12 protein-coding genes and 1 tRNA gene are annotated in these 13,739 nt (G+C 34.2%); 9 read left to right on the top strand and 4 right to left on the bottom strand.

Features of this window, described 5'->3' with window-relative positions; all coding sequences use genetic code 11:
* Nucleotides 1–29 precede the first annotated feature (29 nt).
* The 7 genes from EA412_12385 to EA412_12355 all read left to right on the top strand — a co-directional run bounded on the left by EA412_12385 (nt 30) and on the right by EA412_12355 (nt 6,494).
* Nucleotides 30–629, top strand: a complete 600-nt coding sequence (locus EA412_12385) for a DUF1573 domain-containing protein (GenBank protein ID TVR77079.1) — start codon at nt 30–32, stop codon at nt 627–629.
* 85 nt (nt 630–714) lie between these two features.
* Nucleotides 715–1,833: a tRNA 2-thiouridine(34) synthase MnmA gene (gene mnmA, locus EA412_12380; protein ID TVR77078.1), complete on the top strand. Its 1,119-nt coding sequence runs from the start codon at nt 715–717 to the stop codon at nt 1,831–1,833.
* Nucleotides 1,834–1,962: 129 nt separating this feature from the next.
* On the top strand, nt 1,963–2,679 hold the full coding sequence (locus tag EA412_12375; GenBank protein ID TVR77077.1) for a hypothetical protein: 717 nt from the start codon (nt 1,963–1,965) through the stop codon (nt 2,677–2,679).
* A 59-nt stretch (nt 2,680–2,738) separates the two neighbouring features.
* Nucleotides 2,739–4,424, top strand: coding sequence for a T9SS C-terminal target domain-containing protein (locus EA412_12370; GenBank protein TVR77076.1), 1,686 nt, complete (start codon nt 2,739–2,741; stop codon nt 4,422–4,424).
* A 5-nt stretch (nt 4,425–4,429) separates the two neighbouring features.
* Nucleotides 4,430–5,185 (top strand): 1-acyl-sn-glycerol-3-phosphate acyltransferase, encoded by a 756-nt coding sequence (locus EA412_12365; GenBank protein TVR77075.1) that lies wholly within the window; start codon nt 4,430–4,432, stop codon nt 5,183–5,185.
* Nucleotides 5,186–5,195: 10 nt separating this feature from the next.
* The gene (locus EA412_12360; protein TVR77074.1) at nt 5,196–5,780 is read left to right on the top strand and encodes a Crp/Fnr family transcriptional regulator; all 585 of its coding nucleotides are present in this window, start codon (nt 5,196–5,198) and stop codon (nt 5,778–5,780) included.
* A 174-nt stretch (nt 5,781–5,954) separates the two neighbouring features.
* Nucleotides 5,955–6,494 (top strand): polyisoprenoid-binding protein, encoded by a 540-nt coding sequence (locus EA412_12355; protein ID TVR77073.1) that lies wholly within the window; start codon nt 5,955–5,957, stop codon nt 6,492–6,494.
* 188 nt (nt 6,495–6,682) lie between these two features.
* On the opposite strand, the gene EA412_12350 is transcribed toward EA412_12355, so the two are convergent.
* Entirely contained in the window at nt 6,683–7,345 is a 663-nt protein-coding gene (locus EA412_12350) for a T9SS C-terminal target domain-containing protein (protein ID TVR77072.1), read from the bottom strand.
* Between the two features lie 100 nt (nt 7,346–7,445).
* On the opposite strand from EA412_12350, the gene EA412_12345 reads away from it, so the two are divergent.
* Both EA412_12345 and EA412_12340 read left to right on the top strand, forming a co-directional pair.
* The gene (locus EA412_12345) at nt 7,446–8,897 is read left to right on the top strand and encodes a hypothetical protein (protein ID TVR77071.1); all 1,452 of its coding nucleotides are present in this window, start codon (nt 7,446–7,448) and stop codon (nt 8,895–8,897) included.
* A 107-nt stretch (nt 8,898–9,004) separates the two neighbouring features.
* Nucleotides 9,005–11,113: a PKD domain-containing protein gene (locus EA412_12340; GenBank protein ID TVR77070.1), complete on the top strand. Its 2,109-nt coding sequence runs from the start codon at nt 9,005–9,007 to the stop codon at nt 11,111–11,113.
* Between the two features lie 136 nt (nt 11,114–11,249).
* Here the strand turns inward: EA412_12340 and EA412_12335 are convergent.
* From EA412_12335 to rseP, 3 genes are all read right to left on the bottom strand, one after another.
* A tRNA-Leu gene (locus EA412_12335) sits at nt 11,250–11,336 on the bottom strand.
* A gap of 51 nt (nt 11,337–11,387) precedes the next feature.
* On the bottom strand, nt 11,388–12,242 hold the full coding sequence (locus EA412_12330) for a hypothetical protein (GenBank protein TVR77069.1): 855 nt from the start codon (nt 12,240–12,242) through the stop codon (nt 11,388–11,390).
* Nucleotides 12,243–12,344: 102 nt separating this feature from the next.
* A complete protein-coding gene (rseP, locus tag EA412_12325) occupies nt 12,345–13,664 on the bottom strand; it encodes an RIP metalloprotease RseP (GenBank protein ID TVR77068.1) in 1,320 nt (439 codons plus the stop codon).
* Nucleotides 13,665–13,739 lie beyond the last annotated feature (75 nt).

Here is a 13,739-nt window from a genome sequence, read left to right as displayed (position 1 = left end):
AAACAGTTTTTTAAATAAAAGAAAAGAAAATGAGTAAATACAGTAAAAAGAGTAAAAATTCAGAGATAGAGCCAAAAACAAGCCAATCATCGAATTCAGGTGGTAAAGAGGATAATAAAATCATAACGATTATATTAGCTGTAATTGCTGTCTTATTATTGATTCAAACTGTTCAGAAATACAATGAATCTCGCAGTACAGTTCCTATAACCAGACCGGAAGTTACTCAAAATCAGCCGTTACAGCAACAGCAAGACATGAATATAAATCAGCAGATACAGCCTGATATGCAGCAACAACAACCTCAAACTGCAGGCCCTACAACGGAAGTCACATACTCTACCATGTCACATGATTTTGGTACAGTTGCAGCTAATGAAACGAAAAGACACACATTCAGACTTGCGAATACCGGAGATACAGACTTACAATACACCAATGTTTATGGCGATCAGGGTGTGAATGTACTTAGTTGGCCTACTCAGCCAATTCCTCCCGGGGGTAGTGGTGAAATTGACATAGAATTTAATCCTCAGGGAGAATCCGGACCGGTAAATAAAATCATCCATCTGGATGCGAATACAAATCCCGGTCATGTTCATATTAATGTTACCGCAAACGTTCAGTAAATTTTTTCAAACAAAAATAATAACGGAAATTCATTAATTTGAACCTTCCGGCATCAATTGGTGTATATTACTGTAAATTTAGAAAATGAGTAGTAAAGGATCTGTATTAGTGGCAATGAGTGGTGGAATTGATAGTTCCATGGTTGCATTAATGCTGGCTGAGGAAGGATATAAAGTTGTTGGTATAACTATGAAAACCTGGGATTATGCAACATCAGGCGGAAGCAAAAAAGAAACCGGCTGTTGCAGTCTCGATTCAATAAATGACGCCAGACAAGTAGCGGTTGATCATAAATTCCCTCATTATATAATAGATATCAGGAACGAGTTCGGAGATTATGTAATTGATAATTTTGTGGATGAGTATTTGGCAGGTAGAACTCCTAATCCTTGCGTTCTGTGTAATACACATATAAAATGGGAAGCACTGCTCAGACATGCCGATAATTTAGGATGCCAATATATTGCTACCGGTCATTATGCACAGCTACAATATAATGACGGTAGATATTATGTTTCAAAAGGCAAAGATGAAAATAAAGATCAATCATACGTACTTTGGGGACTCAGTCAGGATTGTTTGGCAAGAACTATGTTACCTTTAGGGGGTATGAATAAGCAAGATATCAGGCAGTTGGCTCTGGATAGGGGATATGAAGAACTTGCGAAAAAGAGTGAGAGTTATGAAATCTGTTTTGTTCCGGATAATGATTACCGGGGATTTCTGAAAAGAAATGTTGAAGATCTGGAAGCGAGAGTAGATGGGGGAGATTTTATTAATAATCAGGGAGAAGTAATCGGTAAACATAAAGGTTATCCTTTTTACACTATAGGTCAAAGAAAAGGCCTGGGGATTGCTTTGGGTAAACCGATTTTTGTAACAGAAATTATCCCTGAAACGAATACAGTTGTTATTGGTGAAGAAGATGAGCTTAGAAAAAACACCATGACAATTGGGAAAGTCAATTATTTAAAATATGATTCGATTCCGGATGGGATGGAGTTGATAACTAAGATAAGATATAAAGACGCCGGTGCATACAGTAAAGTTTATAATACTGAGGACGGAAAGTTAAGTGTACAGTTTGCAAAAGATGTTAAAGCTATTGCTCCCGGACAGTCAGCTGTATTTTATGAAGGAAATGATGTAGTTGGTGGTGGCATAATTTTTTCAGGAAGAAAAATGCCCTGGGAAAACCTATAATTGATAAGGAAACATTATAAGTTTTAAATCGTATTCTTAATCGTTACAGTTAATTTTAATAAAAGTTGCCGGATATATCAGAAATTTAAGTAATTTCACTTTTAGCCGGTTTATTTTTGAAAGCTTCATATGAGAATATACATTCTATTTATTTTTATAATTGGTTTAGCCTGTTCTTTTCAGTCTTGTGACAGAGAAGATGATTTTAAGCCGGACTTTAAAAGAGCATACATGCCTTTAGAAGTAGGTTATTATGTGATTTATGATGTAGATTCAATTACTTATGATGATTTCTTTTCCCCGCCGAGGGTTGATACAGCCACATATCAGCTAAAAGAGTATATAGAAAGCAGCTTTGAAGATTTGGAAGGTCGGCTTTCATTCAGAATTGAAAGGCATAGAAGGCCAAATGAAAATGCCGCTTGGGAAGTTAAAAATGTCTGGTTTGCAACTGAAGATGATACCCGGGTAGAGCGTGTTGAAGATAATATTCGATTTATAAAACTCATTTTTCCACCACGCGAAGGAGAAAGCTGGGCAGGGCATCAATATGTTCAAACAACCGAAGAGCTGGCTTTTATGGCAGATTGGGAATATCAATATGAAAATGTGGATATGCCTTTTGAGCTAAATGGTCATTTTTTTGATTCAACTCTAACGGTACATCAGAGAGACAGAGATATTTTAATTGAAAAGGTCTATGCAAAAGAAAAATATGCTAAAAATGTAGGTCTTATTTATAAAGAATGGTTGTTTTTGAAAAAACAAAATGTTGCTGCCCCATGGTCAGAAGCCAGTAGTGGTTTTATATATACAAAACGAATAGCTGATTACGGATTCGAATAAAACTAATTCTATCAGCTTTCCGTTATTATTATTAATTTTACGGAAATAATAATACTCGGATGCCAGCAATAACCCGCTTTCTTTTTATATTCATTTTATTTACTTTTTCATTTAATGTTCTTCAGGCATCTTCAGAAGAATTTGTTTATCATAAATTTTGGATACAATTTACGGATAAAGCAGATAGTCCCTATTCATTGGATTTCCCGGATGAATTTTTATCGGAAAGAGCCATTAACCGCAGATTGAATCAAAATATAAGTCTCACAGAAGATGATTTGCCCATAAACCCGCATTATATTGATAGCATACTGACTTTCGGAGTTCCAATTCTTACCCGTAGCAAGTGGTTTAATGCCGTCACTATCGAAACAACTGATTCGACAATACTTTCACAAATTGAAAATTTATCTTTTGTAAATAAAATTGAAGGCGTTGCCAGATATAAGCTTGAGGTTGATACTACTAATGGAGGAGAATCACTTGCAGATTTTGAAAGTAATGATAATAGCACCAGTTTAAACGGGCAAATTTATGGAAATGGATTTCATCAGTTAAAAATGTTGAGAGGAGACTTCTTACATGAACTCGGTTACAGAGGTCGTGATATGATAATAGGGGTTATGGATGCCGGTTTCAGAGATGTGAATGTAATAGGAGCATTTGATAGTTTGTGGTTGCAGGGTAGAATATTGCACTATCAGGATTTTGTTAACCCGGGAACAGATGTTTTTGACGCACATACCCATGGCACACATGTACTTTCTGTGATGGGTTCTAACTTACCCGGACAAATGATGGGAACAGCTCCTGATGCATCATATATGCTATTCAGAACCGAAGACGGGTCAAGTGAATACAGAATAGAAGAAGATAATTGGGTTGCAGCAGCAGAGTTTGCTGATAGTGCCGGTGCAGATATTTTAAACACATCTCTGGGATACACCCGCTTTGATGACGCTCAAATGAACTATTCATATCAGGATATGACCGGAGCAGTAGCCCGAATATCAATAGCGGCTGATTTAGCTGCTAAAAGAGGTATGGTAGTCGTAAATAGTGCCGGAAATTCCGGGAATTCTTCATGGAGATATATTAGTGCACCGGCAGATGGAAGATTTGTTATAGCTGTAGGGGCCATGGATGATAAAGAGGTTAGGGCAGGTTTCAGTTCTGTAGGACCTTCTTATGATGGAAGAGTAAAGCCGGATATTATGGCTATGGGAAGAGGAACTGCAATTGTATCTTTGAATAATCAACTTAGAACGGCAAATGGGACTTCATTTTCTGCACCTGTTGTGAGTGGTTTAATCGCTGCTTTATGGCAAACAAACCCGGATAAATCTGCTAAAGAAGTAAGAGACGCTTTGCTAAAGAGTGCTAACCGATATTATAATCCGGACAGTTTATACGGTTATGGAATTCCTGACTTTCATAAAGCTTATCTTTTATTAAATGATCAGCCTTTACCAACAGTTTTTCAGGAAGAAAAACTCCCTTTGGCATACCCAAATCCATTTCAGAATCAATTGAATATTATGTATTTTTCGGAAAAAACTGAAATAATCAAAATTGATGTCTTTGATACATTTGGAAATAAAGTACTTTACAAGGAAGCGAAAGTTTATAAAGATCGCTTTAACAGAATTAAATTTTCAGAAATTGGAAGTTTGCCTGCTGCTATGTATATTGTCAGAATTAAAACTTCTCAGAAACAGATTAGTTTGAAAGTTATCAAAAATTAGCCGATATTTTGAAAAAGCTTAACCTTTTATGGCAGGTGCCTTATACTATTTGGACAGGACTTACATATGTTCTGTCGGCACTGATTACAGTACCCGTATATTTTATTTTGTCTTTTATCGGAGGTGAAAAACTTGAGCAAAGAATAGCCACATACAACAGAAATTGGTCTAAAATATGGGGCTCAATTTGTGGTATTCGTGTTAAAGTAATAGACAGGCACAAGGTGGACAAAAATCAATCATATATCTTTGCCTGCAACCATACATCAAACCTGGATACTATGATATTTCCGCGTTCCAGTATATTTGCATTAAGACCTTTAGCAAAAAAAGAGATTAAGAAAATTCCGGTTATGGGTTATCTGTTTGATAAGGCCGGTATTTTTGTCGATAGATCATCAGCAGAGAGCAGAAGTGAAAGTATGAAGGCAATGAAAAACTTAATTGACAGAGGAGTGTCAGTTTTTATTTTTCCGGAAGGTACCCGAAATAGAACAGATAAACCATTGGGGCCATTTTATAATGGGGCCTTTCGCCTGGCTATTGAATCCGGAATCCCTATAGTTCCGGTGGTAATGACAAACGTCAGACGAATGATGTCCGAAAAAACGATCTGGATGAAACCCGGTAAAGCTACTGTAATTTATCATGACCCTATATCTACAGAAGGTTATACAATGGATGATGTAGAAAAATTGAGAGATAAAGTTTATCAGGTAATGGAAGAAAGTGTCATAAAGCATTCCCTTAAATCCTTTTAAATCAGGTTTTATGGAGAAATTCAAATCATTTATTATTGATAAAGGTCAACTTACTGAACAAGAATTTGAACTTCTTTCAAATAAATTTAGAATCAAAGAAATTAATAAAGGGCAAACTCTTCTGCAAAAAGGTGACGTTTGCAGAAATGCATTTTTTGTAGAAAAAGGATTGCTTAAAATGTATTCCATAAATGAACACGGTGTAAAAAATATTATTCAGTTTGCTCCCGAAGATTGGATTGTAATGGATAGAGGGAGTGCTTATTTTAATGAACCAACAGAATATTTCATTGACGCAATAGAATCTTCGATTGTTGTGCAAATTTCTGAAGACTTTATGGGTTCAGCTGCTGAATTAAATCCTAAGTTTCGGAGGTTTAATGAAATATTGCTACAAAACCACATACGTCATTTGCAAAAGAGAATTAGTCTTTTGATAGGTTCCTCTGCGGAAGTTCGATATTTGGATTTTATAAAACTTTATCCCAACCTAACACAAAGAGTGCCTCAGTGGATGATTGCCTCATATCTTGGGGTTGCTCCGGAAAGCCTTAGCAGAGTCAGAAAAGAGCTTTACTTGAAATCAAAAAAGTAAAATTCGCCTTATTTTATTACCCTCAATGCATCCATTTTAAATTTAGATTTTTTAGTTCATGCTAAAAAAAGTGGAGATTAATTTGATTTCTTAACATAGGTCAATGTTTAGCGTTTTAATGAACTGTACTTTTGTACCAGTAAATTATTATTAATCAATTTTAAAATTTAAGACATGGATAATAGAACTAAATGGATTTTAGACCCTTCACACAGTGAGTTGTTATTTAAGGTAAAACACCTTATGATTACAAATGTAAAAGGTGAGTTTAGAAAATTTTCGGGAGATGCAATTTCCAATGGAAATGACTTTTCATCTGCTCAGGTTAATCTGACAATTGAAGCCCCTTCAATATTTACGAATAATGATGACAGAGATAAGCATTTGAAAAGTGATGATTTTTTTGATGTTGAAAATCACAGTACTTTACAGTTTAAATCTAAATCTTTAGAAAAAACCGGAGATGATGAATATAAGCTAAAGGGTGATTTGACAATTAAAGGTGTTACCAAAGAAGTATTATTAGATGTTGAATTTGGCGGTATAAATAAAGACCCCTGGGGAGCTGAAAAAGCAGGTTTTTCTGTAAATGGAAAAATTAACCGTAAAGAGTGGGGATTAAATTGGAATGCTGCTTTAGAAACAGGTGGTGTGTTAGTTGGAGAAGAAGTGAAAATCATGGCTGAAGTTCAGTTCTCAAAGGAGGCTGAATAATTTTATTTTTCAGATTTTAAGTAGATTTATAAACGCAAGTAAAATGCCGGTAAGATTAAATGCTTACCGGTATTTTAATTTTTGTCAAATCATTAATGATTTTAAAAGCGATTATAAGTATTTGCTATAAGTACTTGGAGGTTTTAGATTTTTAAAGTCTGTGAAGTGAATACCTGATTTTGTTAAAGCTAATTTATGTAAATCTTTTTCCTGATTTTTTCACCATTATTTAGTTTTAAACTAAGTATATAAATGCCTTCCGGGATTCCTTCCAATGAAATAGGATTTGAGTAATAGTTTTTTGAAAAAATGACTTGTCCGGATAAGTTAAATAAACTTACGCTTTCAAATGCTTTATTATTTTTTTCAGTATAAACAAATAGTGACTTATCTAAAGTGTAAATTTTAAGTTCATCTTCCTTTTTAATAGGGGCTGAGGATACAAAGGGCTCTACGTTTACATGAATGGTTGCTGAATCAGATGGCTGATAAATCGACTGTGGCCAAATAACAATAATATTCCATCCAAGAAGTGTATTTACAGGATTAAGATGAAATTCTACTTCAAAATGTATGCTGTCACCTGGGATTAATTCCTGAACTGTTTCGTTGGCTAAAAAGTTTTGATTTGGCACATTATTTAGGCTGTAAGCAATTTCAAAATAACCTACAAATTCCTGATTGCCGGTATTTATAATATAAAAATCCAGCATTAATGTATCTCCCATTACAGCAGTTAGAGAGTCGCCCTGCCAATAACTTGAAAACCCAAGTGAAGCTTGAGAATGTACATTGTTTTGAAAGAAAAAAAGAGCTAAAAAAAGTCCTAAAAAGTAGATATGTTTTTTCATGTCTGAAAATTTAAATTTAAAGTTTTCGTAAAGTTATAAGCTTAAATTTTATTTTTAATATCAATTTCTTTTTTATCTTACGTGCTTAAAATAGTAAAATATGGATATTTTAGAGCATTTTATTCGTCAATTGAATAAAGAAGAAACCAGAGCTTTTACCATGTATCAGCAAAGAATGAATTATGGTATTAAAAGGAAAGACAAGTATCTCTTTGAGTATATTCGCAAATCAAAAGCTGAAGATTTTGATGAAGAAAAAATTTTCACAAAACTATATTTCAAAAAGGATAAAAATGCCTTTTACCGACTAAAGAACAGACTCTTGGAAGATGTTGGGAAGAGTTTGGTTTTGCAACATATACATAAAACAGAACCTTTAACAACGATTCATTACTATTCTTTGGCAGTTCTCTTTCATTTAAAAAATAATTTAAGGTTAGCAGCTTTTTATTTAAAGAAAGCAGAAAGAAATGCAACCAAATACGAGCAATATGAGATGCTTGAAATAATATATAAGCAATTTGTAAAGCTTTCTATGGATGATGTGTCCATAGACCCTTCAATTTATATTGAAAATCGAAAGCAGAATCAAACCATATTAACTAAAATTAGTGAAATGGATGATGTGCTGGCAATAGTTGGATATAGAATGAAAGTCAGTCAAAATTTTTCATCAGCTATGGACCCTGCGTATCAGAAACTTAAGGATATGGTCAACCAATTTATGAATGACCCGGATTTACAAAAAAGCAAAATCCTCCAACTTCGTGTTTATAGGGCTGCCAGCCAGTTATTGCTAAAGCAACATGATTACCCTGCTTTAGAAAAATATCTGTTATCTACTTATAAACAATTTAAAGACAAAAATTTATTTGATAGGGATAATCACGAGATACAGCTTCAAATGCTTACTTATATTGTAAATGCTTTGTTCAAAAATAAAAAATATAAAAAGTCATTGAGTTATGCTGAGAATTTGCTGGAAGCTATGAAAAAATATGATAATGTTTTATATGATAAATATCTGTTTTTTTATTATAATTCACTGATAATAAACTACTCTGAGCTTGATAAAGATAAAGCTATTGAATTACTGGAGGAGATGAAAAGTATAAAACAATCTTCTTTTTACGAGCAATTTATTTATGCAAACTTAGCGGTACTTTGGTTTGATAAGCAAAATTATGATAATGCTATTGATAATTTAATTAAACTTACAACCCATGACAGTTATAAAAAAACAGATACTAACCTGAGAATGAAAATTGCAGTTGCTGAATTGATAATTCGATATGAAGTTGGTGATTATGATGTTTTAGATTATAAGTTAAACCAGGTTAAGAAAGAGTTTAAAGATTTGTTTAGCAAGATTGAAAATGAAAGAGAGAAAGAATTGGTAAAGCTTATAAAAAAGTTTTCTTCTGTATATAGTCCATTTAAAGACAAAAGAATTATTAGTATGATTAAAAAGTATTTAGAAAAGCCTCAGCCACCTGAAGTATTAAATGCAGAGATAATAAAGTATAATGATTGGCTTGAAACTAAGATTTAAACTTCTTGAATGCGTAAGAAATAGAGAATTTAATAGTTTTTTTCAAATTAGCTGTCTTTATATTTGTATTGTGAACATTTAACTATTTCATCATAAAAATTTTAATTATGAAAAAGATAACATTACTAAGTGCTTTTTTAATCCTTACATCCTGTTTTATTTTTGCACAAAATAATTTTCATCTTTCCGGTACTGTAAGTGATAGTATTAGTGGAAATCCTTTGGAGAATTATAATGTGTATGTATATACTGATTCTGCTCAGCCGGCAATGGGTTTCTATTACAGTGATAATACAGTTACAGATAGCACGGGATACTATGAATTTACCATTCCTGGAGGTGCTTCTACCGGTCCAAATGTAAATTACTATGTTGTAGTATTTGATTGCATTAGTAAGCCAATCATTGAATTTCTGCAAAACCACCAGGGGACGGTAAATAGTGGTATTGCAGATTTTGAAATCTGTGGAGTATCTTCTCCGGGAAATAATTTTTGCGTAGATACAAGTCAAATCAGCCAGAATGTTTTTTGTCCTTCAATTTATGAACCGGTATGTGGTTGCGATGGGACAACATATCATAATGAATGCCAGGCAAGATATATGTACGGAATTACTCAGTTTACTTACGGCATTTGTGGATCTTCAGCTTGTTCAGCAGACTTTACCTATACTTTAGGTTTAAATGATACAGTTAACTTTTATTATACAGGGAATAGCTCAATAGCTTCTTATCAATGGGATTTTGGAGATGGAAATTATTCTACTGATCCAAACCCTTCTCATCATTTTTCATCATTAAATACTTATACAACCTGCCTTACAATAACTGATACATCCGGCTGTGTTGATGTTTTCTGTCAATCTGTTCATGTGAGCCAATCTCCATGCCCACAGGCATACTTTACATATTCTAATCAAAACTCCAATTCTTTAGAATTTACGTTTTATGGAGGTGGCGCACCAGCGAACACAGCTTCCTGGCACTGGGATTTTGGCGATGGAGATAGCTCAAATCTTCAGGTTCCTTCACATACTTTTGGTACAGCAGGTATTTATTATGTGTGTTTAACGGTTTATGGTGGAACTTCATGTCAAAATGCTTCTGATACTTATTGCCAATATATTTATACCGGTCAAAATAGTTGTACAGACACTACAATTATTGATATGACTGCAGCCTGTAATTTTATTTATAGCCCTGTATGTGGGTGCGATGGAATAACTTACACAAATGATTGTGTGGCAACTTATTATAATGGTGTTATCTCATATACTACCGGACCTTGTGGATCGGGAGGCTCATCGAACCATTTTTCAATTTATGGTAGTGTTCAGCATAATAATGTAAATGCAGATTATGCAAAAGTATATTTATACTCTTTTCAGACAGGCTTTATGTTTACGATAGACACAGCTTATACTACAAACGGGAATTATGTTTTCCATAATATAGCTCAGGGAGACTACATTTTAAAAGCAGAGTTATTACCCAGTTCTTCTGTTTACTATGATTTTGCTCCGACTTACTATATGAGTACTTTATATTGGAATCAGGCAGATATAGTAGTTTTAGACTCAACTGCTAATAATGTTGATATAGAGTTAATTCCTACTTCACTTTTGTCAGGTCCTGGAAAAATAGGAGGAAACTTAAGTTGGCAAAATGGACTTAAACTTTCAAGTGAAAGTGAAGAAGCATTGGAAAATGTTCCGGTTTTCTTGCTTGATTCAGATGGAGAAATGTTAATCTTTACCTATACTGCAGCTCATGGGGATTTTATTTTCGATGATATTCCTTATGGTAGTTATCAGGTTTATGTCGAATGGTTAGGTAAAGAATCTGAAGCAGCTTATGTTACTATAAGTAGTGATAACCAAACAGTTGATAATATTGAATTTTATGTCGGGGAAACTATTTTTGCTAATACAACAGGAATTCAAAATCAAATTCTACAGAAAAATTTATATACAGTCTACCCGAATCCGGCTAATCATTTTGCAGACTTATTAATACATAATTCAGTTAATGAACATTATGAAATAAGCATTATTGATGTATTCGGTAAGAGAGTAAAAGAAAGTTCAGTAGAAACTTGTATTAATGATAGATGTCAAATACGTTTAAATGTTTCGTCATTAAGTGCCGGGATATATTTTATTGAGATTAAAAATGAAAGTGGTATTCAGCTTGAAAAACTGATTATTACTGAGTAAGATAGTTGATTTTTAGGTAAGGTGATTAACCTCTCAGGGGCTTGTACCTGGGAGGTTAGTTTTTTATAACAGCAATTCAAAATATGAATTACCGGCATTTCTTAACAAAAAAAGCTACTTAGAATCTAAGTAGCTTTTGTACCCGGGGCCGGAGTCGAACCGGCACGAAGTTACCTCCATTGGTGTTTGAGACCAACGCGTCTACCAATTCCGCCACCCGGGCTGAAATGGGAATGCAAATCTAAAGAAAATTATTTAGGAATCAGTTGATTTTTTACTCAAAATCTTTATTAGTTTCCTGATATTTCACTTCTCCATGATTACCGGTAGGCAATAAACGACGCTCATTAACCGGTAATTGAGCAGTTAAATGCTGTGAAATATGTGGAAATTTATTTTTCATAATCTCCATTATGTCGTTAGAGTTACTGCCAAACTTAACTTCAACAAAATCTCCGGCTATTTGATCTCCTCTTTTGTCAAATAATGAAAAGTGAACCTTCACTGTCCGCTCGAAATTATTGGTAGCTCTGTCAAGGCAACGATCATAGTTTGTAGCTAATTCAAACTGGTTTATGAATAAGAAATAATTTGTTTGATATTTATCTGACAAATAAGAAAACATCTCCGGATTAGGAATAACAACATTCATAAATCGGCGGTCAGGATCGGGTACATCATATTTATCTGTTTGCTGACCTTTTTCTTCATCTCTGTTAGATGAAAGTAAATTTCTTAGTCCTCTACCCGGTTTTTCTTTTTGCTCTAACTCTGCAGATTCGTTTGAGTCTTCTGTCTTACCAATTGTAAATTTCCCGACAGGTGCTTCCATACGGTATCTCAAACTTCTGTAAACGGCATTTAAGTCCTCCAGTGCACCTTCAATTGTATCATTCAGCAATGACCTGGTTTCGTAAGCTGCAAGAATGTGTGCATTGATGTTTGTATTAAGCCCATGTCGGAACATTGCTCTTACTTCAGGTATACTGATTTTATTATGTCTGGCTAATTCATGGTCTGCATCTGAAAAGTACATATCCTGATTAAAAGGAATTATCATGACAGATTTATTGCTGCTAAATCCTTGAAAAGAGATACATATAAGCAGTAAAAGTAGAAAATTTCTCATGTTAAAAAATTAATTTAATGATACAACGGATTGTGCTTTTTTAATTAAAGTGCACTTTTCAGTTGCATAAAATTACACAATGCATTTTTTAAAACAAAATTTTTACCCTCCGGTGATGAGTTTATAAATATCATTTCCAAATGCAAATGCCATTAAAAGCAGGAGTAAAACCATACCAACTCCCTGTGCTTTTTCCATAGTTTTCTGACTGACAGGCTTTCCCTGTATCACTTCTATGAAGATAAACATAATGTGTCCACCATCGAGGGCAGGTATTGGAAGTATGTTCATAAATGCCAGTATGAATGAAATTAATCCGGTTAAATACCAAAATCGTTTCCAGTCCCATACACCACCATAAATAGTTGCGATACCAATTGGACTTTGTATGGATTCAGTGGCTTTGACCTGACCGGTAAACACTTTACCCAAGCCAATAGCATTGTAATAAATTGCTTCAAAGCCGTCTATAGTACCGTATTTTAAAGAGTTAAATACAGTATAAGGTTTTGTATCATAGTCCATCAAAGGGTTTGGGAAGAAGCCTAAGCGGCCATCTTCACCTACTTTAACGTAGTCCGTAAAGGTTTCACCGGAGCGCTTTACTTCAATTTCAATTTCTTGTCCTGCATATCCGCTCAGGGTTTCTGAAAAGTGGCCAAAGCTGCTTATTTCTACGGTATCTAATCTTAAAAACTGATCTCCTTTTTGAAGACCAAATTCCTCAGCAGGAGTCCCGGGCATAACTTCACTTACTTCAAAAGGGACATTCAGAAAACTAATGAACTGCCCTCCGCCTCTTCCGATTTCAAGAAATAAATTATCAGGGAGTTGAATTTCCTTTGTTTGTCCGTTTCTTTCCAAGGTTACTTTAGCTCCGAAAAGCATTTTTAAGGATTCAACTTCTTTGGCTCTGTCAAATGACCGGCCATTTATTTTAGTTATTTTATCTCCGGTTTTCAGCCCTGCATTTCTGGCTATTTCATGTGCATAGATGCCATTTTCGACAGCACTTATGGGCACATATTCCTTGTCAAAATAAAGAGTAGAACCGGCAAAAATCAAAATACCGACGATAACATTCATAACCACACCGGCAACTAAAACTATAAATCTTTGCCAAGCAGGTTTTGATCTGAACTCATAGTCTTCAGGAGGCTTTTCTAACTGATCTTTGTCCATGGATTCGTCTACCATCCCTACAATTTTCACATACCCTCCTAATGGAAACCAACCGATTCCATATTCTGTATCACCAACTTTTTTACTGAAAATTTTTGTATTTCCAAAGTCAAAAAAAACGTAAAATTTTTCAACTTTTATTCCAAACGCTTTTGCTGCGAGAAAGTGACCTAACTCATGGACAAATACCAAAAGGCCTAATCCCAAAAGAAGCTGGGCTACCATTATCAATGCTTCCATTAACTATAAATGATTTAAATTTTTGAAAATTAACGGCAAAGTTAGTTTAATTATTGAGTATAGACAATTTAAGCT

It is taken from the genome of Chitinophagaceae bacterium (assembly GCA_007695095.1).
Lineage (GTDB): Bacteria > Bacteroidota > Bacteroidia > Chitinophagales > REEL01 > REEL01.
Note: the sequence above shows the minus strand (reverse complement) of the source record. Positions and strands in the feature narration are given on the sequence as shown.